Below are 18,650 nucleotides of genomic sequence, written 5' to 3'. Positions count from 1 at the left end.
GCGGCCTCCGCCGCGGTGCCGTCCTTCTTCAGGAGAGCGACATGCGCACTCTGATGTTGATCCTGCTGAGCGCGCTCTGCGCGTCCGCCATGGCCGCCTCGCCGACGGCCACGCCGGCAGCGGCACGCACCGCGGCAGCCAGCCCCGAGCAGATCAAGCTGCAACTGCGCGACTATTTCTTCGACGCCGCGCGCGAAGGTCGCCAGGACATGCTGGCCGAATTCATCCGCTCGCACTACGACCTCAACACCCGCGACGAAAAGGGCTACACCGCGCTGATCCTGGCCGCCTACCACGGCCAGCGCCCGGCGGTGGAGCAGCTGCTTGGCGCCGGCGCCGACCCTTGCGCGCAGGACAGGCGCGGCAACACCGCCCTGATGGGCGCCATCTTCAAGGGCGAGCTGGCGATCGCCAAGCGCCTGATGCAGGCCGATTGCGCGCCCGACCAGCGCAACAACGCCGGCCAGACTGCCGCCATGTATGCCGCGCTGTTCCAGCGCACCGACGTGCTCAAGGATCTGGCCGCCAAGGGCGCGGATCTCAGCCTCAAGGATGGGCAGGGCAACGACGTGACCAAGCTGCAACGCGGCGAGTTCGCTACCGCCCCGGCACGCTGAGCCGGCACCGCCGCGGCTATCGCATGGGCCTGCGTGTCTCGGCGCTGGCGTGCACGCGCAAATTGCAGGCAACGCCGCGGCGTATGTACCGGTCATCGTCGTTTGCTGGATGTCGCTCCCCCTGATGGGGCCTGGAACGCACTGGAGTTGGCTGCATCGAGCCGAAGCGACAACGCATCAAGCGTGGACAGCCGGCATCGGCAGGCCGCCTGCCGCGCTCAGGCAACAGGTTCTGCCGTGGCGGTATCGGGTGGACGATAACGCCTCGTCCAGCATGTGCGCCTGGGGATTTTGCAGTGCAACATCGCCTGTTTTAGCACTGTCGGTTTTCCGCCGCGCCTGCGTTGGAACTCTGGCGAATGTGGTGATTCCGCTGCCCGCAAGTCAGGGAATTTCCGACGCGCAAAGCCTTGTGCGCCAAGGCTTTGACAGAAAACTGAGCGTGCGCTGACTTGTGTTGGATCGGTCGAAAAAAAGCGTAGAAAACAGTTCAAGAACGGGTCGGGAACGCCGATGCTTCAGCCATCGCAGCCTGGAACCCCCACCATGAAGATCGATCCCTCCATCCCTTTCCTGATGTCGCTGCTGGCCATGGTGCTATGCACCGCAACCGCCGTCGTCGCGCTGGTGTTCGGCCAGGTGCATGTGCTGGCGACCTCGTGGAGCTTCTACGCGGTGATGGGGACTTCGCTGATCGTGCTGGCTGCCTCTTACCACGCCCTCGGCAAGCCGCTGAGCGCTGAAGAGCGTGTTGGTTTCCGTAATCCGTAATTGCACCTGGGTCCGGGGAGCGGGCGCGCGACGCGCCTATCCGAGCACCGGACGAAAGAAGCTGCGTTCGTAACTGATGATGCAACGCGTTCGCTGCGCATAGGCGAACGCCGCCAGGCATGCAGCGATGCGTCCCGATAGCGCGCGTACTCGGCGAGCGAGGGAAACGAAAACAGCGCCAGGGCGATGTTGTTCGCCCCTTCCGAGGGCAGGAAGTAGCCGTGATGTCGGCCGCCGAAGCGCGCCACCAGCGGAATCCACAAGCGAGCGTCATATTCGAATTCGGCCAGCTGATACGGGTCGATCACATGGCGCAGCGAACAGGTGATCATCCAACGCCTCCGGCAGACAGGGCGCCCCGGCATGCCATGCCGGCCTGCCGCAGATTCATCGACGCCCGTGTAAGCTGTTGATCCTGCTTCGCATTCCAATGGCTGCCTGGCGCGGCCGACCGTCAATGACCGCTGCTTCCGATCGTTACGCCGCCTCCCTGCGTCTGTCCGTCGCCCCGATGATGGACTGGACCGACCGCCACTGCCGGGTGTTCCACCGCCTGCTGGCGCCGTCGGCCCGCCTGTATACCGAAATGGTGCATGCCAATGCGGTGATCCAGGGCGATCGCGCCCGGTTGATGGGTTTCGATCCGGTGGAGCACCCGCTGGCGCTGCAGCTTGGTGGGAGCGAGCCGGCTCTGCTGGCGCGGGCTGCCGCCATCGCCCAGGACTGGGGCTACGACGAGATCAACCTCAATTGCGGCTGCCCGTCCGATCGGGTGCAGGCCGGCCGCTTCGGTGCCTGCCTCATGCGCGAGCCGGCACTGGTGGCCGACTGCGTCGCGGCCATGTGCGCTGCCACCGATCTGCCGATCACCGTCAAATGCCGGCTTGGCGTGGACGACGATGACGACTACGCGGTGTTCGCCAGCTTTGTCGATCAAGTGGTCGCCGCCGGTGCAGCGATGGTGGTGGTGCACGCCCGCAATGCCTGGCTTAAGGGCCTGTCGCCGAAGGAGAACCGCGAGGTTCCGCCGCTGCGCTACGACTGGGCCTATCGGCTCAAGCGCGAGCGCCCCGGGCTGCCGGTGGTGCTCAACGGCGGCATTGCGACCGTCGACGCTGCCCTGGCGCACCTGCAGCAGACCGACGGCGTCATGCTTGGGCGCGCCGCTTATCATGATCCGTATGTGCTGCATCAGCTGGATGCGGCCTTAAACCGGCGTCCGCCGCAGTCGCGTAAGTCGCTGCTGCGCGCGCTGCAGCCCTATGTGGACTGGCACCTGGCGCAGGGCCTGGCGTTGAAGCACATCACCCGGCACGTGCTGGGGCTGTTCCACGGCCAGCCCGGCGGGCGGGCTTTCCGGCAGGTGTTGAGCGAGGGTGCGCACCGCCCCGGAGCCGGCTGGGAGCTGGTTGAGCAGGCCTTGCAGCGCACCGATAGCCAGCCCTGGCGCGTCGTGGCCTGAGTGGCCCGGCACTTGCATAAGTTGAAACAGGTGGCCCGGAGGTTCCGGTTCGAACGGTTTCCCGGCTTGCCCGCGTGATGGGAACGTCTGTCGATGAGGGCGACATCCCCTGTCGATATTCATTTCACTGAATGGCGTTAACACGAAGCTAAAAAGTTCAGATCGGATTCACCCCCCAAAATCAAGAATTTGGCTCGATTTCGAGTTCCAGCTGCAGTGTGACGCGCGGCCGGTTTCACGAATTTTGAATGTTCCTGAACAACCCGCTAGGATCCCGGTGTGACCCATTTCCTCAGCCGCGCTCGCTCTGTTGCCCTGGTTGCCCTTTGGGCGGCCATGGTTGCGCCGTCGGCGTGGAGTCAGGGCTATCCCCCGATGGGGCAGGGTGGGCGCGAGGCAATGCCGGCATCGGCTCGCGGCGGCAGCCGCACCCTGTCGGACACCATCCGCCACGTGCAGCGGTCTACCGGTGGACAGATCCTTGGTGCAGAACGTGTGCCGTTCGACGGCGGTAATCTCAACCGGGTCAAGTACATGAAGGACGGTCGCGTGCACACCGTGTACGAGCCGGAGCAGACCCAGGATGCGCCACCGCGCAACCCGGCTGCGCCCGACCTGCCACCACGCGACGATAACCACTGAACGTAGATAGTCCCACGTTCAGTCACATAAATTCCCCGGCCGCCGGCCGATAACGTAACTAGGGAGAGTGCATGCGTATTCTTTTGGTCGAAGACGAAGCTCCGCTGCGCGAGACCCTTGCCGCGCGCCTGAAGCGTGAAGGCTTTGCTGTCGACGCTGCACAAGACGGCGAAGAAGGCCTCTACATGGGGCGCGAGGTGCCGTTCGACGTCGGCATCATCGACCTGGGCCTGCCCAAGATGTCGGGCATGGAACTGATCAAGGCGCTGCGTGACGAAGGCAAGAAATTCCCGGTGCTGATCCTGACCGCGCGTTCCAGCTGGCAGGACAAGGTCGAAGGCCTCAAGCAGGGTGCCGACGATTACCTGGTCAAGCCGTTCCATGTCGAGGAACTGCTGGCGCGCGTCAACGCGTTGCTGCGTCGTGCGGCGGGCTGGAGCAAGCCGACGCTGGAATGCGGGCCGGTGGCGCTGGATCTGGCGGCGCAGACGGTCAGCGTCAACGGCGCCAATGTCGATCTGACCAGCTATGAGTACAAGGTGCTGGAATACTTGATGATGCATGCCGGCGAACTGGTCTCCAAGGCCGACCTCACCGAGCATATCTATCAGCAGGATTTCGACCGTGACTCCAATGTGCTGGAGGTGTTCATCGGCCGCCTGCGCAAGAAGCTCGACCCTGATGGTGAGCTGAAGCCCATCGAGACCGTACGCGGTCGCGGCTACCGCTTCGCCATCCCGCGTACCGAAGGCTGAGGTCGCACGTCGGCAAGCAGGACGATTTCGTGCCGGGGCGCTCCAAATGGTACAAGCGCTGGCGCCCGCGCTCCTTGCAGGCGCGCCAGCTGCTGGCCGCCAGCCTTAGCCTGGTGGCCTTCCTGGCGCTGGCCGGTTATGCGCTGGATGTGGCGTTCGCCGATACCGCCGAGCGCAACCTTCGCGAGCGGCTGAAGAATTACGCCTCCGCCTACGCGGCCAATATCGATTTCGTTCGCGACGGCTCGCTGTATATCGGCGGACAGCCGCCGGATCCACGTTTCGATGTGCCCGGTGGCGGGTTGTATGTCGAAGTTGTGCGGCCGGATGAAAGCTGGACCTCGATGTCGGCCGAGGGGCCGAATATTCCGCATGGGCGCATGCTCGAGCCGCGGCAGGAAGAGTTCATCGGCCCGCTGGAGATGACCCAGATCGACGGCAGCGTGGGCCAGTTGTATCGCTATGGCCTGGGTGTGAGCTATGTCGAGCGTGAGCACGGTGGCGAGATTCCGTACACCATCTATGTGATGGAAGACGCCCGTTCGATGGGCGCGCAGCTGCGGGTGTTCCGTGGCGCGGTGTGGTTCTACCTGGGCAGTGCCGGCGTGGTGCTGCTGGTCCTGCAGGCCTTCATCCTGCAATGGAGCCTGCGCCCGCTGCGGCGGGTCATCAACGAGCTGACCAAGGTGCAGCGCGGCGAGATCCAGCGCATGAGCGAACAGCATCCGCGCGAGCTGGAGCCGTTGACCGACAGCATCAATGCCTTCATCGAGAGCGAGCGCGATAATCTGGAGCGCCAACGCAATACGCTGGCCGACCTGGCGCACAGCCTCAAGACGCCGATTGCGGTGCTGCGCACCCAGCTGGACAGCGGTGCCTCCGAGCGCGATCTGCACGAAGAGATGGACGTGCAACTGCGTCGCATGAACGACCTGGTGTCGTATCAGCTGGCGCGCGCGGCCTCCAGCGGCCACAAGCTGTTTGCCGCGCCGCTGCCGATCGAGCCGACCGCCGAAGAAATCGTCCGCGGCCTGGAGAAGGTCTATTCGGTCAAGGGCGTGCTGTGCGAGTTCGATATTTCGCCGGAGGCGCGTTTTCATGGCGAGCCGGGCGATCTGCAGGAGCTGCTCGGCAACCTGCTGGAGAACGGCTTCAAGTGGGCGCGCAGCCGCGTGCTGCTGACCGCCCAGCCTGGTCCCACCACCGGGAGCCGGCGTGCCGGCCTGATCCTGTCGGTGGAAGACGATGGCCCCGGCATCGCGCCGGAGGATGTCGCCAAGATCCTGCAGCGTGGCGTGCGGGGCGATGAGCGCGTGCAGGGCCACGGCATCGGCATGTCGATCGTGCAGGATTTGATCAAGGCCTATCGCGGCGAGCTGCAGGTGGTGCGTTCGCAGGAACTGGGCGGCGCCCGCTTCGATGTGACCCTGCCGCCGGGACTGTGACGCCCGGTCTGGGCCGATGAACTCTTCGGCAATGGCGGTCGACGCTCCGACAACCGTTTAACGCCTCGCGCGTTGGCACGACCATACTGGTCCGGTTGCAGGCAGTTGCATGGAGAGCCGCATGTTCAAGCGTGTTGTACAGGCACCTGGCGTGGACGCGCGCTGCGCGGGCATGCGCCGACGACGCTGGCGCATGCCGGTGCTGGTTGCCGGCTGCGCCTGCGCCATCATCGGCCACGCTGCCGAAACACCACTGACGGCAACGCAGACGCGTTGGCTGCAGCGCGCCACCTACGGTGTGGACGGCGAGAGCGCAACCCGGTTGCGGCGGCTCGGCCCCAAGCGCTACGCCACATTGCTGCTGCAGCCCAGCGACGATGCCGTTCTGCCGGCACCCATCCGCACGCAGCTGCAGCAGTTCGATGCGCTGCATACGCCCCTGGCGACCCTGCTGACCCGGTACGAGGCCGACAAGATCCGCCTGCAGGGCATGCCCGATGGCGACGAAAAGGCCGCCCTGCGCAAGGACTGGCAGGCGCGTGGCGGGCAGATGCTCACCCAGGCGCGTCAGGCCCAGCTGTTGCGGGCGGTGTACGCGCCGGATCAACTGCGCGAACAACTGGTGTGGTTCTGGCTCAATCACTTCAGCGTGTATGCCGACAAGGGACGGGTGAAGTGGATGGCGGCCGATTACATGGAGAACGCGATCCGCCCCAACGCCACCGGCAAGTTTGCCGATCTGGTGATGGCCACGCTGGAAAGCCCGGCAATGCTGGAATATCTGGACAATGCCAAGAACGCCAAGGACAAGGTCAACGAGAACTACGCGCGCGAGCTGATGGAGCTGCACACGCTGGGCGTACATGGCGGCTACAGCCAGCGGGATGTGCAGCAGCTGGCCTTGATCCTCACCGGTGCTGGCCTGGTGCCGGTCAAGGCAGAGGGCGTGCCGCCGCTGCCGGCGACCACGCCTGGTCGGCCACCAGTGGTGCGCAAGGGATTGTTCGAGTTCAATCCGGCGCGCCATCAGCCCGGCGACAAGCTACTGCTGGGCCAGCGCATTGCCGGTGGCGGACTGGAGGAGATCGAACAGGCGGTGCACCTGCTGGTGCGCCAGCCGGCCTGCGCGCATTTCGTGTCGCAGCGCCTGGCCGAGTATTTCGTCAGCGACACGCCACCGCCTGCATTAGTTGCGCGCATGGCCAGCACGTTCCAGCGCAGCGATGGCGATATCGCCAAGGTCATGCAGACCATGCTGGCGTCTGCGGAATTTGCACAGGCGCAACCGCGCAAGTTCAAGGACCCGAACCGCTTCGTGGTGTCGGCGATGCGGCTGGCCTACGAGGACCAGCCGGTGATCAATGCCGCCCCGATGGCCAGCTGGGTGCAGCAACTGGGCGAGCCGTTGTTCGGCCGCATCACCCCGGATGGATGGTCGCTGCAATCGCAGGCCTGGACCAGCTCTGGACAACTGGCACGCCGGTTCGAGGTGGCGCGTTCGCTGGGCAGCGGGCCCAAGCAATTGTTCCGGCGCGAGGGCGATACCGACACGCCGATTCCCGCACTGACGCAGATCGATACGCGTGCGTCGTATCGCTGGTTGGCACCGTCGTTGTCGGCGGGGACGCGTCAGGCGCTGGAGCAGGCGCGCTCGCCGGCGGAGTGGAATGGCTTCCTGTTGTCGTCGCCGGATTTCAACTATCGCTGATTCACCGCATGCGGTGTGGGCATCGCCGCAGGAGAACCTTCATGCAACGTCGCCACTTTTTGCTTGCCTCTGCCGCTGCCGCAAGCCTGCCGTGGACCGGCCGCCTGTTTGCCGCCCCGCGCGACAGTGCCCGCTTGCTGGTGGTGTTCCTGCGTGGCGGCTACGACAGCAATAACCTGCTGGTGCCGCATGCCAGCGATTTCTATTACCAGTCGCGGCCCACGCTGGCGATCGCGCGGCCGGATCCTGCAAATCCCGGTAGCGCCATCGCGCTGGATACGCAGTGGGGTCTGAATCCGGTGATGCGCGATGCGCTGCTGCCGCTGTGGCAGCGCCGGCAACTGGCGTTCGTGCCGTTCGCCGGCACCGACGACACCTCGCGCAGCCATTTCGAAACCCAGGACGATATCGAATCCGGCCAGGCCGGCAAGCATCGTGATTACCGTTCCGGTTTCATGGCGCGCCTGGCGGGTGTGCTCAGTGGCGTACCGGCGATTGCCTTCACCGATTCGCTGCCGCTGACCTTCCAGGGCGGCAGCGATCTGCCCAACGTGTCGTTGAGGGGCATCGGCAAGGGCGGACTGGACGCGCGCCAGGCGCAGATCCTGTCGCAGATGTACGACAGCACGCCGCTGGCGGCCGCGGCGCGCGAAGGCCTGGCGTTGCGCCAGCAGGTCACCGCGCAGCTGCGCGAGGAGATGGAGCAGGCCGGGCGCGGTGCCGCCAGTGCGCGCACGTTTGCCGATGAAACCCGGCGCATGGCGACCTTGATGCGCGAGCGGTATCGCCTGGGTTTCGTCGATGTCGGCGGCTGGGATACGCATGCCAACCAGGGCAGTGTCGCAGGCGGTCTGGCCAACAATCTGCGCAACCTGGGCGAAGGGTTGGCCGCGTACGCCGATGCCCTGGGCCCGGCCTGGAACGACACCGTGGTGGTGGTGATTTCCGAGTTCGGCCGCACCTTCCGCGAGAACGGCAGCAAGGGTACCGATCATGGTCATGGCACCACCTACTGGGTGTTGGGCGGCGGCGTGCACGGCGGGCGCATCGCGGGCGAACAGGTTGCAGTGGAGCAGGCCCAGCTGCTGCAGAATCGCGATTATCCGGTGCTGACCAATTACCGCAGCCTGTTCGGCGGCGTGCTGCAGCGGCTATGGGGGCTCTCGCCGACGCAGCTGGAACGTGTGTTCCCGGGCGCGGCACCACGGGATCTTGGCCTGGTGTAGGGGCGCCGATCGCCGCTGGCAGGACCGTTGATCGCGCAGGGCGTTGAAATCGGCATGCATCGCGCACTGGGGTAGCCCCCATCTTCCAGATCGGCCCCGGATGAACAACCTACTGAGAGATCACAGCTAGCGGTGACGCGAACGGCGATGGCCCATACACGCCGACCAGATGTGCGGCCACGGCCGGCATCAGGCGTTCCAGCACCTGCGGCGCGGAGAAGTGGTATTCGCTGACGACCGCGAAGAATTCCTCCGGCGCTTCGGCAGCGTACGGGTCGATCTCGGTGTCGTCGCCGGCATCCACACGTTGGCAGAACGCATCGAAGGCCTGCTGGAAATCGCGTGCCCAACGGCGCTGCAGCTCGCGCGGCAGTGGCGGCGTACCATCGAGCGCGCCATCCAGGGCATCGAGCTTGTGCGCCATCTCATGCACGATCACGTTGAACCCGGCGCACGGATCGTGCAGGTCTGCCTGCACGTCGGCCCAGCTGACGATCAGCGGGCCCTGTTCCCAGGCCTCTCCGATCAAGGCGTCGTCCCAGGCATGCATCACGCCGGCCGCATCCATGTGGGTGCGCTGAACGCGGAAGGCATCGGGATAGACGATCAGCTGCGACCAGCCACGCCACCCGGCGGCCCCGAACTTCAGCAGCGGCAGGCAGCAGGTGGCTGCCAGCAACACCTGATCGCGGGGCTGCAGCTGCAGGCCATCGACCGGCGAAATGGTTTTCTGATGCAGGAACTGCGCGGACAGTGCACGCAGGCGTTGCCGACGCAGCGGATCCAGTGCGGCCACCCAGGCGCACTCGGTACAGACCGGATGCCACAACGCGTCGGGAATCTCCAGCGGCGGCCGGCGCAACCAGCGCATCACCCACTGGATCAGCGGAACATGCCCGGCAGGAAGCTGTGCCAGCGCGGCATCATGCGCATGCGCGGAAACAGGCCGTCGCCATCGCTGCCACCACCGCCGGTGGCAGGTGCGGGCTTGTGCTGTGGCGGCGTGCGTGCCGGTGTGGCCGGTTCGCCGTTGGGAGTCCTGCCACGTGCGACAGAGTTGGAACTGACGCAGCTGTCATGATCGCCGTCGGTCAACTGGTCCGATGCCAGTGCGGCAAGCGGAGCCAACAACAGAAGCAGGCAAACCGTGAGTCGGCGCATCGTCCACATCCAGGGCAAGCGGCGTGAGTCGCCGATCATAACGCGGTTTTCACTCCCTCACGCAAGCCGCGCTGGGCGGCCGGGAAGCCATGGCGCATACTTTCGCGCATCGATTTGGGAACCGTTGCCGTGGATGACCGCGCGTTGCTGGCCAAACTTGCGAGCGGCCGGCTGTCCGGCGATGCGCTGGCGCGTGATGCGGGCTTGACCCGCGCCGCGGTGTGGAAGCGCATTCAGAATTTGCGCGCCGCAGGCGTGGCGATCGAAGGACGCGCTGGCGATGGCTACCGGCTGGCTGCACCGCTGGACCTGCTGGACCCCGTGCGCATCCGTGCCGCCATGATCGCTGACGCCGCCGCCGGGCTGGCGGCGCTGGAGGTGGCCTGGACGCTGGAATCCACCAATACCAGCCTGTTGGCGCGTGCGGTACCGGAGCGCGGCGTGGAGGTGTTGCTGGCCGAGCGCCAGACCGGCGGGCGCGGTCGCCGCGGCCGGCAGTGGACCTCGCCGCTGGGCGCGCATATCTACCTGTCGGCCTCGCGCCGGTTCAGCGGCGGGCTGGGGCAGCTGGCCGGGTTGAGCCTGGCGGTTGGCGTGGCGGTTGCCGAGGCCTTGCGCGGCTGCGGGTTCGCCGATGTCGGCCTGAAGTGGCCCAACGACCTGCTGGCGCGCGAGCGCAAGCTGGGCGGGCTGCTGATCGAAGGCGGCGGGGAGATGGCGGGCAACGCGCGCGCCGTGATCGGCCTGGGTTTGAACGTGCATATGCCGCCATCGGCCGCGGCCACCATCGACCAACCGTGGGTGGACCTGGATACCCTGGCCGGCCGCGCAGTGACGCGCGATACCGTGGTGGTTGCGGTGCTGTCGGCGTTGTTGCCGGCGTTGGACCTGTTCGAAGCACAGGGGCTGGCTGCATTCCTGACCCGTTATGCGGCGCTGGATGTGTTGCGCGGCCGCACAGTGCAGGTGGAAGAGGCCGGCAGCCTGCATCGCGGCGTCGCCCTGGGCCTGGCCGCCGACGGCGCCTTGCGGGTGCAGATGGGCGAGACCGAACGGCTGTTCCACTCCGGAGAAGTCAGCGTGAGACCTGCATGAGCGAGTGGTTGTTCGACCTGGGGAATTCGCGGTTCAAGTACGCGCCGCTGCACGGCAACCGCGCAGGCGAGGTGCAGGCCTGGGCACATGGCGCCGAAGCGATGGATGCGGCCGCGCTGGCGGCGCTGCCATCCGGGCGCGTTGCCTACGTGGCCAGCGTGGCGGCGCCGGCATTGACGCAGCGCATGATCGGCTGCCTGCAGGAGCGTTTCGCGCAGGTGCGCATCGCACGTACCGTGGCCGACTGCGCCGGCATCCGCATCGCCTACGCCGACCCCAGCCGGTTTGGCGTGGATCGGTTTCTGGCCTTGCTGGGTGCGCGGGGCGATGCACCGGTGCTGGTGGCCGGGGTGGGCACGGCACTGACCATCGATGTGCTCGGTGCCGACGGCCAGCACCATGGTGGGCGCATCGCCGCCTCGCCCACCACCATGCGCGAGGCGCTGCATGCGCGCGCGGTGCAGCTGCCGGCCAGCGGCGGCGACTATGTGGAGCTGGCCAACGACACCGACGATGCCTTGACCTCCGGCTGCGACGGCGCCGCGGTGGCGTTGATCGAGCGCAGCCTGCATCACGCACAACGCAGCCTGGGCGTGCCGGTGCGACTCCTGGCGCATGGCGGTGGCGCGCCGCCGTTGCTGCCGTTGTTGCCCGATGCCAGCTTCCGCGCCGCACTGGTGCTGGACGGCCTGGCGACCTGGGCGACCGATGCGTCCTGCGCTTAGAATCCGGGCATGTACGTACGCGCGCTCATCGTTGTGCTGATCGTCCTCAATACCGGCGTGGCGTTGTGGTGGGCGATGCAGCCGCCGCCGGCACTGCCGGCCGCACCGCCGCAGCCAACCGGCGTGGCGCGGCTGGAGGTGTTGCCGATGCTGGCGACCGGGGTATCGCGGCCGTCGCTGGTCACCGCAGCGCAACCGGAGGCTGGCGCCATGCCGGCTTCCAGCACGCCGGCGCCCGCGACGGCTGCAGCGGGTACAGCTGTAGCCAACGCTGCCAACCCAGGCGCCGTGACGGCTCCCCCGCCGGCCGGGACGCCGGCGCTGCCCGTGCGCGATGCTTCGTCGATCGACGCGGCCACCGCCGCGGCCACCCCGGCATCGGCGGTTCCAGCACCACCGGCTGCGCCCGAGCGCTGCGCCAGTCTCGGACCCTACACGGCACGCAGCGACGCCGATGCCGCGCTGACGCGGCTGCAGGGGCAGGTGCGTCGCGCCAGCGTGCGCGAAGACACCGACGCCGGCGTCAGCACCTTTCGGGTGATGCTGCCCAACGTGGGCGACCGCGCGGCGGCGCAGGCGCTGGTCAAGCGGATTGCGGCCGCCGGCATCGGCGACTATTACGTGATCGCCCAAGGCGAGGGCAATACCGTTGCACTGGGGCAGTACCAGAGCCGCGAGCGCGCCGAGCGGCGCCAGGCGAGCCTGGTGAGCGCAGGGTTTCCGGCGCAGCTGGTGCCCAGCGGCAGCGGTCAGTCGCGCTGGTGGATCGATGTGCGCAGCACGGTGGCGGCTGCGACATTGCAGGGCGCCGCAGGTGCAGCGCGCCAGCGGTCGCTAGAGTGCGCCGCGCTGCGCTAGAATGCGCACCGGCGCGCACCGCGCCTGCCTTTGCCGGCATAGCTCAGTTGGTAGAGCAACCGCCTTGTAAGCGGTAGGTCCCCAGTTCGAATCCGGGTGCCGGCACCACGAAGGTCTTTGCGCAACACCCCCGCAAAGCCCCAATCGCCCGGAAATGCCCATGCGGCAAGGGGTTCAGCTGGTCGGTGTAAAACGTGGGCGCCCGGTATCGCAACGGTTTGGCCCTACCCGCTCCCCAGAAATTCCCCATACGATGCGGGCATGGCCAGCATCCAGCGAAACGGAAACAAATACCGAGTGCAGGTGTACGTCGACGGCGTGCGCGACTCTACGACCAAGGCAACGCGCCAGGAGGCCGCCCAGTGGGCGCTGGAGCGCGAGGCAGAGCTGCGCGGCACGAAGCTGCCGGACAAGACCTTCGACGCCGCTCTACGCCGCTACGAGGAGGAGGTGGCTCCCGAACGGGGGGGGGGCGCGGTGGGAGCTTGTGCGGGTCAAGTCACTGCGACGGGAGCCGATCGCCCTGCGTCGTCTTGCTGCACTGGGGCCGGATGACTTCGCAACGTGGCGGGACAGCCGGCTGGCGAAGGTGAAGCCAGGCACTGTGGCCAGGGAAATGAACCTGCTGCGCGCCGTGCTCGAGGTGGCCAGGCGCGATTGGCGGTGGATCCGGGAAAACCCGATGCGGGATGTGCGCTGGCCCAAGACACCAAAGGGTAGGGCGCGGCGCATCTCCAACGAGGAAGTGGAGATGCTGGCGCGCGCATTTGGGGTCTGGGACAAGCTGCAGGCGGAGACGGCAACGCGGTCTGGGGAAATCCTGGGTCTGACTTGGCCGAACATCCACCTCGACGCGCAGTATGTCCACCTGCCGAAGACGAAGAATGGCGACGCCCGGGACGTTCCCCTATCGCGGCGCGCGTGCGAGATCCTGCGCGCTGCCGCTGGGATTTGGGCCGGTCTTCCAGCTTGATGACGCGACCCGAGACGTACTGTGGCGCCGCGTGCGCGATACCACGAAGCACCGGGACATCCACTTTCACGACAGCCGGGCCGAGGCGATATGGCGCCTCTCCAAGAAGCTGGATGTGCTGCAACTGGCCCGGGTCATTGGTCATCGCGACCTCAAATCGCTGATGATTTACTACAACGAGCCAGCGTCTTCGCTGGCTCGGCAGCTCGGTTGATTCGGCGTTCGTCCTCCGCCCAACGGTCAACCTCAGACTTCTTCCATTTCTTCTCGTTGCCGATCACCAGCGCAGCAGGGAAGCTCTGCCGGCATGAGACCCGCTCGAGGAACCCGCGCCGATTTGGCTGGCCGGCATTCGGTTTGCCGTCTGGCACGATCAAGCCAAGGTACACCGCGCAGGCGTCCGCATTGAGCCAGCGATCGCCCTCGATCAGTGCCGCGAGTGCGGCTAGGGTGCTGTCCTTGCCTGCAGCATCAATCGACATCGACCACCTCCCACTCCGCACGCGTCAGCTTCCGGTGCATGCCGCTAACCGTTTCAGTGCCCAGGCCGGGCGCGGTGGCCACAAGCACATCGGCATCATTGCGACGCACCTGCACGTCGATAGACCGATAGCCAATCTCTGCGCACGAGAATCGATAGGCGCCAGGCACAGACGGCATCCAAGCGCGCGCGCTGTTTAGGGCAACGCTGATCAAGTAGTCGCAACGGCCAGCGAACTGGCCGATCCGGCTCATGACGCACTTGGATCTACGATCAGCCGTCCTTCCATGCCCGTTTCCGGGCGCTGNGGCAACGCTGATCAAGTAGTCGCAACGGCCAGCGAACTGGCCGATCCGGCTCATGACGCACTTGGATCTACGATCAGCCGTCCTTCCATGCCCGTTTCCGGGCGCTGCGGGCCGCTTTTGCGGCCCCGCAGGCGCAACTATCCCGCCAAACGCACCCGCGCCAGGTACAGGTTCGCCAGGCCCAGGGCCACGAAGCAGCGGTTCGCGTTCTTGTCCAGCCCGCGATAACGCACCTTGGCAAAGCCCCACAGCCGCTTCACCACCGCGAACACGTGCTCGACACGGGCACGGATCTTCGACTTGTTGCGGTTCCGCTGGCGCTGCACCTCATTCACTTCGCCACGCTTGCGAACCCGCTGGTTGGTGAAGTCCCGGGCGTGCGGTGCATGCGTGCCGATCAGCGCCTTCTGGCTGGCGTAGGCGCTGTCTCCATAGACCCGGCGTTCCTCCCCGTGCAGCAGGTCTCCCAGCAGGTGCTTGTCATGCACATTGGCCGCCGTCACCGCCGCGCTATGCACCAGGCCGTTACGACTATCCACGCCGATGTGCAGCTTCATCCCGAAGTACCACTGCTGCCCCTTGCGGGTCTGATGCATGTCCGGATCGCGGGCCTTGTCCGCATTCTTCGTCGAACTGGGCGCGCCGATGATAGTCGCATCCACGATGGTGCCCGTGCCCACCTTCAGGCCACGTGCTTCCAATTCCCGGTTCACTTGCAAGAACAGCTCCGCCCCCAGCTCGTGCGTCTCCAGAAGGCGACGAAACTTCAGCAGTGTCGTCGCGTCCGGAACCCGCTCGCGGCCCAGGTCGATCCCCACGAACCGCCGCAGCGCCGTGCTGTCCAGTAGCGCTTCCTCGCAGGCCTCATCGGCCAGATTGAACCAGTGCTGCACCAAATACATCCGCAGCATCCGTTCCAGGCCGACCGGCGGCCGGCCATTGCCTGCCTTCGGATAGTACGGCTCGATCACCGCGCACAGTGCCGACCACGGCACGATCTGCTCCATCGTCGACAGGAACACATCCCGGCGCGTCGGCCGACGATGCTGCTCGAATCCACTGCCCTGATCGGCCGCCATCGCCAATGTCTGCTGTTTCATCGGTCGTTCCGATTTGAAGGAAGGGGCATATTTTCTCCGATAGGGACCGACTTGATCAGCGTTGCCTTANCCTGATCGGCCGCCATCGCCAATGTCTGCTGTTTCATCGGTCGTTCCGATTTGAAGGAAGGGGCATATTTTCTCCGATAGGGACCGACTTGATCAGCGTTGCCTTAGACGGTGGCGCCGCAGAGCGGTGACGCATGACCTCTGCTCCCCAGCACGACCAGACCATCACTGGGCCAAGCATGCCACAACCGAAGTCACGTGGCTTGCCAAGGGAGCGTTGCCGCGCAGAGCAACCGAAGCCAAAGGCACTGAGCGCAGCGCAGCGGTAACGCTACAAGGCGAGGTAACAAGCAGACCGATCACCGCTGACGCAAAGACCGCGCACCGGAGCCGGCCGGGTACACCACCAAGGCGTTGCCGAAGACAGAAGCCACCAACGATGCCAAGCGCTACCGCCTAACACCTGAGTTAAGCCGCGCCGCGAAGCGGCGTCGGCTTGGACGAATAGTTAGGCGCCACTCGGAAGACCCCCAACTCCAGTTGATTGGAGCAGGCGTTCGCCATCTTCTGGCGCCAGTGATCGAGCAATATCTACAACGCGCAGGCGAAAAAGCCTGCTGAACTCGCCCAAGACCCAGTGGTAAGCGATCGTGTGGCAGTGCATGTCATCGTCAGTGACCTGAATGTCATAGTAGTTCTTGGGATGGGTCAAGCGGTTGCGCGCCTCCTTTGCGAGAAGAAAGTCCGCGAAATTCTCGCCCCCGGTTGCGAGCTTGAATTCAGTGAGGCCCCAGACCTTAGCTGCGAGGCGGAACGTTCTCTTGAGGTTGGCGTCAAGCGGTAACAGCTTGTCGGAACGTCGGTCACCAACCAAGTGCAGCGCGCCAAGCGTCTCTTGTTCTTTTTCGGTCAGTTCCGGATTAAAGAGTCCCGTCCTGATGTTTGAGCGGATCTCGACTTTGATCGTTTCCACGCAGGCTTCTATGAACGAGAAGACCGCCCGCACCACAGAACGCCGCAGGTATTGCGATTGCCGGTCATTCCCTAGTGCCTCATAGGCGCGCCCAACATCTGCCTGAAGTTCTTCGAGAAGATCGTGAGTTCGAATGAACCCCTCGCCTTTGTCGATCCTCGGAAAGCTGGGCATGGCGCCTAACGCCTGAATTAAGCCGACCCGCGAAGCGGGTTCGGCTTGAATGAGTTGTTAGGCGGCACCCGGCTATTGCCGAAGCACGCCGCTAACTTTGCCGTGCTCCGTGCTGCCGAACAGGCCATAAGAGACATGAGACCCCTTGAAGTTTGAGCCAGAAACATTGCCTATGAGAACAGTGTAGGCATCGCACAGCTCGGTGGATAGCAGGATCTCGAGCTTGCCAGATTGGTACTGATAAGCCGGCCGGGATACCTGCCCCCGCGGCGCAGAGAGCGGCTGTGCCTGGAACCAGTTGCCGGAAATGCAGGTGTCGGCGGGTGTGTCCGTGAGAGCAAAGCTAAACGATTGCGTCTGGCTCTTGTCGGTGACTACAAGATCCCAGATACCCGTCACCGCGTTTGGCGCAGACGCTTGTGTAGGGCTTATCCGGCCAAAAGACGCGCAGCCAGCCATGAAAAGGATTGAAAGAGTAGCCGCTGCGAGAACTCTCATTTCCACCCAACACTGGAATTAAGCCGACCCGCAAAGCGGGTTCGGCTTGAATGAATTGTTAGGTAGCGTACTGTGGTGATGCACTGCCTACACCTTGAAGATCAAATCTTGGAAGTCTTGAAGCGCGTATGGGCCGCTGCGACAATGTCTCCTTGGCGGTAACTTGCGAGGGAACGATCCAATGTTGCCGAAAGGCCGCGTTTCTGGTCAGCGCCAGGAAAATCTGTCTCAACGAGCGAGATGGCCTGCCTGAGCTCATCAAAGGCGCGGTCGAGGCTCATCTACTGGTCGGAAGGAAGATAGTCCCGCTTAGGGAATTGATCTGGTGCGCACAAGACAACGTATCCGATGAAATCGTAGAGGCCATCAATGCTTTGGATGCGACGTGCTGTCATTAGCTGCCTAAAGGATGGTCTGATCAACGCAGCCGGAAAACGAAACACGCCACATCCGCCGCGCTGAGGGCGCTCAAACCCCCGGTTTTTTGCCGTTTTCGGCACGTTTTCGGGGTATTGCNCCCCTTATCTCTTGGCGATCTGCCAGATTAGGCGTCGAGAGGCGGCGTGGTCGACCGATAACCCATAGGTCTGAGCGACCGCGGGAGAGCGAGGTCGCCACGCCGCAATCTCCTGGCAAACGCCCGAACAGTTGCTCGAGTAGGCGCTCGTAACGATAAGGCTGGGCTGCCCAGGAGAGCTCTCGACCCGTCGAGCATAGCGGAGTTGATCATGAACGAGAGTGTCGGAATCGATGTCTGCAGGCAGTGGTTGGACGTGCATGTGCATGGCTTGCAGCAGGCGCGGCGATTTGCCAATCAGGCCACGGGCCTGCGTCAGTTGCGTGACTGGCTGGCGCCGCTGACGTTGTACCAAGTGGTGGTGGAAGCAACCGGGGGTGCTGAGCAATTGGCGCTGGACACGCTGCATGCTGCCGGCCTGCCGATGGTGCGGATCAATCCGCGCCAGGCGCGCGATTTTGCCAAGGCCACCGGTCAGCTGGCCAAGACCGATCGGCTGGATGCGCGTGCGTTGGCACACATGGCGGCGGTACTGCCGCTGACACGCTATCAGCCGTTGGAGGACTGGCGCCGGCAACTGCGCGCCTATCAGCAGCGGCGGATGCAGGTGGTGACCGTCGTGCAGCAGCAGCGCCAGCAGCTGTCTACGCTTACCGATGCCTGGCTCAAGCGGCAGGCGCACAGCGCAGTGCGGCAGTTGCAGCAGCAGGTGGCGCAGCTGGACGCACGCATCGCCCAGCAATTGGCCGCGCGTGCAGAGTTGCAGGTGCTGCGTCAGGTCAAAGGTGTCGGCCCGGTGCTGCTGGCGAGCCTGGCGGCACAGCTGCCGGAACTGGGCCAGCTGAGCGGCAAGGCCATTGCCAAGCTGGTCGGGGTCGCACCGCTGGCGCGCGACAGCGGCGCGATGCGTGGGGTGCGGCGCATCTGGGGCGGGCGGGCCGGCATCGGCCAGGTGCTGTACATGGCCACCCTGGTGGCCGTGCGCTTCAACCCGCCACTGCGCGATTTTTATCAACGGCTGCGTGACAAGGGCAAGGCCGGCAAAGTGGCCCTGGTGGCGGCCATACGCAAGTTGCTGGTCATCCTCAACGCCAAAATGCGGGATCAACTGGCGGCTGCCGCCGCCAGTTGATCAAGACAGTTGCTCTCCCG

At 65.2% G+C, this 18,650-nt stretch carries 23 protein-coding genes and 1 tRNA gene; 15 read left to right on the top strand and 9 right to left on the bottom strand.

All coding sequences use genetic code 11. The features are described 5' to 3' along the window. Positions 1-41: 41 nt before the first annotated feature. The 3 genes from XCSCFBP4642_RS0122695 to XCSCFBP4642_RS0122690 all read left to right on the top strand — a co-directional run bounded on the left by XCSCFBP4642_RS0122695 (position 42) and on the right by XCSCFBP4642_RS0122690 (position 1,388). On the top strand, positions 42-617 hold the full coding sequence (locus XCSCFBP4642_RS0122695) for an ankyrin repeat domain-containing protein (protein WP_029221792.1): 576 nt from the start codon (positions 42-44) through the stop codon (positions 615-617). 49 nt (positions 618-666) lie between these two features. Further along, the gene (locus XCSCFBP4642_RS29010) at positions 667-1,068 is read left to right on the top strand and encodes a hypothetical protein (RefSeq protein WP_152527320.1); all 402 of its coding nucleotides are present in this window, start codon (positions 667-669) and stop codon (positions 1,066-1,068) included. A 95-nt stretch (positions 1,069-1,163) separates the two neighbouring features. Then, the gene (locus XCSCFBP4642_RS0122690) at positions 1,164-1,388 is read left to right on the top strand and encodes a hypothetical protein (RefSeq protein WP_029221791.1); all 225 of its coding nucleotides are present in this window, start codon (positions 1,164-1,166) and stop codon (positions 1,386-1,388) included. Here the strand turns inward: XCSCFBP4642_RS0122690 and XCSCFBP4642_RS27885 are convergent. Next, positions 1,328-1,720: an NIPSNAP family protein gene (locus XCSCFBP4642_RS27885; RefSeq protein WP_228325643.1), complete on the bottom strand. Its 393-nt coding sequence runs from the start codon at positions 1,718-1,720 to the stop codon at positions 1,328-1,330. The genes XCSCFBP4642_RS0122690 and XCSCFBP4642_RS27885 overlap by 61 nt on opposite strands. A gap of 125 nt (positions 1,721-1,845) precedes the next feature. Here XCSCFBP4642_RS27885 and dusA point away from each other — a divergent pair, with 125 nt between their 5' ends. From dusA to XCSCFBP4642_RS0122660, 6 genes are all read left to right on the top strand, one after another. Continuing rightward, a complete protein-coding gene (gene dusA / locus XCSCFBP4642_RS0122685; RefSeq protein WP_029221790.1) occupies positions 1,846-2,850 on the top strand; it encodes a tRNA dihydrouridine(20/20a) synthase DusA in 1,005 nt (334 codons plus the stop codon). Between the two features lie 336 nt (positions 2,851-3,186). Beyond that, on the top strand, positions 3,187-3,492 hold the full coding sequence (locus XCSCFBP4642_RS0122680) for a hypothetical protein (protein ID WP_033898708.1): 306 nt from the start codon (positions 3,187-3,189) through the stop codon (positions 3,490-3,492). A gap of 71 nt (positions 3,493-3,563) precedes the next feature. Next, positions 3,564-4,247 carry a response regulator transcription factor gene (locus tag XCSCFBP4642_RS0122675; protein WP_002808458.1) on the top strand — a complete coding sequence of 228 codons (684 nt, stop codon included), beginning with the start codon at positions 3,564-3,566 and terminating at the stop codon, positions 4,245-4,247. A 74-nt stretch (positions 4,248-4,321) separates the two neighbouring features. Next, positions 4,322-5,692: an ATP-binding protein gene (locus tag XCSCFBP4642_RS0122670; protein WP_029221788.1), complete on the top strand. Its 1,371-nt coding sequence runs from the start codon at positions 4,322-4,324 to the stop codon at positions 5,690-5,692. A 121-nt stretch (positions 5,693-5,813) separates the two neighbouring features. Further along, positions 5,814-7,400: a DUF1800 domain-containing protein gene (locus XCSCFBP4642_RS0122665; RefSeq protein WP_029221787.1), complete on the top strand. Its 1,587-nt coding sequence runs from the start codon at positions 5,814-5,816 to the stop codon at positions 7,398-7,400. A 41-nt stretch (positions 7,401-7,441) separates the two neighbouring features. After that, complete coding sequence (locus tag XCSCFBP4642_RS0122660) at positions 7,442-8,626, top strand: DUF1501 domain-containing protein (protein WP_029221786.1); 1,185 nt, start codon at positions 7,442-7,444, stop codon at positions 8,624-8,626. A 109-nt stretch (positions 8,627-8,735) separates the two neighbouring features. Here XCSCFBP4642_RS0122660 and XCSCFBP4642_RS0122655 read toward each other — a convergent pair whose 3' ends face one another. Together XCSCFBP4642_RS0122655 and XCSCFBP4642_RS0122650 are read right to left on the bottom strand one after the other, a co-directional pair. Next, positions 8,736-9,497, bottom strand: a complete 762-nt coding sequence (locus XCSCFBP4642_RS0122655) for a M90 family metallopeptidase (protein ID WP_053329612.1) — start codon at positions 9,495-9,497, stop codon at positions 8,736-8,738. An 11-nt stretch (positions 9,498-9,508) separates the two neighbouring features. After that, positions 9,509-9,826: a hypothetical protein gene (locus XCSCFBP4642_RS0122650; RefSeq protein WP_029221784.1), complete on the bottom strand. Its 318-nt coding sequence runs from the start codon at positions 9,824-9,826 to the stop codon at positions 9,509-9,511. 75 nt (positions 9,827-9,901) lie between these two features. Here XCSCFBP4642_RS0122650 and birA point away from each other — a divergent pair, with 75 nt between their 5' ends. The 5 genes from birA to XCSCFBP4642_RS30285 all read left to right on the top strand — a co-directional run bounded on the left by birA (position 9,902) and on the right by XCSCFBP4642_RS30285 (position 13,438). Further along, a complete protein-coding gene (birA, locus tag XCSCFBP4642_RS0122645; protein WP_266103959.1) occupies positions 9,902-10,882 on the top strand; it encodes a bifunctional biotin--[acetyl-CoA-carboxylase] ligase/biotin operon repressor BirA in 981 nt (326 codons plus the stop codon). Next, on the top strand, positions 10,879-11,607 hold the full coding sequence (locus tag XCSCFBP4642_RS0122640) for a type III pantothenate kinase (RefSeq protein WP_029221782.1): 729 nt from the start codon (positions 10,879-10,881) through the stop codon (positions 11,605-11,607). Before birA ends, XCSCFBP4642_RS0122640 begins: the two co-directional genes overlap by 4 nt. A gap of 9 nt (positions 11,608-11,616) precedes the next feature. After that, positions 11,617-12,465, top strand: coding sequence for an SPOR domain-containing protein (locus tag XCSCFBP4642_RS0122635; RefSeq protein ID WP_029221781.1), 849 nt, complete (start codon positions 11,617-11,619; stop codon positions 12,463-12,465). Between the two features lie 32 nt (positions 12,466-12,497). Beyond that, positions 12,498-12,573: transfer RNA gene (locus XCSCFBP4642_RS0122630), tRNA-Thr, on the top strand. Between the two features lie 508 nt (positions 12,574-13,081). After that, positions 13,082-13,438: a tyrosine-type recombinase/integrase gene (locus tag XCSCFBP4642_RS30285; protein ID WP_029221779.1), complete on the top strand. Its 357-nt coding sequence runs from the start codon at positions 13,082-13,084 to the stop codon at positions 13,436-13,438. 152 nt (positions 13,439-13,590) lie between these two features. Here XCSCFBP4642_RS30285 and XCSCFBP4642_RS29005 read toward each other — a convergent pair whose 3' ends face one another. The 6 genes from XCSCFBP4642_RS29005 to XCSCFBP4642_RS0122590 all read right to left on the bottom strand — a co-directional run bounded on the left by XCSCFBP4642_RS29005 (position 13,591) and on the right by XCSCFBP4642_RS0122590 (position 17,262). Next, on the bottom strand, positions 13,591-13,920 hold the full coding sequence (locus tag XCSCFBP4642_RS29005; RefSeq protein ID WP_152527319.1) for a hypothetical protein: 330 nt from the start codon (positions 13,918-13,920) through the stop codon (positions 13,591-13,593). Beyond that, positions 13,910-14,173, bottom strand: coding sequence for a hypothetical protein (locus XCSCFBP4642_RS25615; RefSeq protein WP_033898699.1), 264 nt, complete (start codon positions 14,171-14,173; stop codon positions 13,910-13,912). The genes XCSCFBP4642_RS29005 and XCSCFBP4642_RS25615 overlap by 11 nt, the downstream gene beginning before the upstream one ends. 191 nt (positions 14,174-14,364) lie before the next feature. Further along, positions 14,365-15,327: an IS5 family transposase gene (locus XCSCFBP4642_RS0122605; protein ID WP_029218204.1), complete on the bottom strand. Its 963-nt coding sequence runs from the start codon at positions 15,325-15,327 to the stop codon at positions 14,365-14,367. A gap of 517 nt (positions 15,328-15,844) precedes the next feature. Then, positions 15,845-16,483: a hypothetical protein gene (locus XCSCFBP4642_RS0122600; RefSeq protein ID WP_029220224.1), complete on the bottom strand. Its 639-nt coding sequence runs from the start codon at positions 16,481-16,483 to the stop codon at positions 15,845-15,847. A gap of 72 nt (positions 16,484-16,555) precedes the next feature. Then, positions 16,556-16,882 (bottom strand): hypothetical protein, encoded by a 327-nt coding sequence (locus XCSCFBP4642_RS0122595; RefSeq protein ID WP_152527267.1) that lies wholly within the window; start codon positions 16,880-16,882, stop codon positions 16,556-16,558. Between the two features lie 200 nt (positions 16,883-17,082). Further along, positions 17,083-17,262, bottom strand: a complete 180-nt coding sequence (locus XCSCFBP4642_RS0122590; protein WP_029220226.1) for a hypothetical protein — start codon at positions 17,260-17,262, stop codon at positions 17,083-17,085. A 447-nt stretch (positions 17,263-17,709) separates the two neighbouring features. Between XCSCFBP4642_RS0122590 and XCSCFBP4642_RS0122585 the strand changes: the two genes are divergently transcribed. Beyond that, positions 17,710-18,630 (top strand): IS110 family RNA-guided transposase, encoded by a 921-nt coding sequence (locus tag XCSCFBP4642_RS0122585; protein WP_029218350.1) that lies wholly within the window; start codon positions 17,710-17,712, stop codon positions 18,628-18,630. Positions 18,631-18,650: the final 20 nt, after the last annotated feature.

Source organism: Xanthomonas cassavae CFBP 4642 (assembly GCF_000454545.1).
Classification (GTDB): Bacteria; Pseudomonadota; Gammaproteobacteria; order Xanthomonadales; family Xanthomonadaceae; genus Xanthomonas; species Xanthomonas cassavae.
This window is presented reverse-complemented; position numbering and strand designations above follow the sequence as displayed.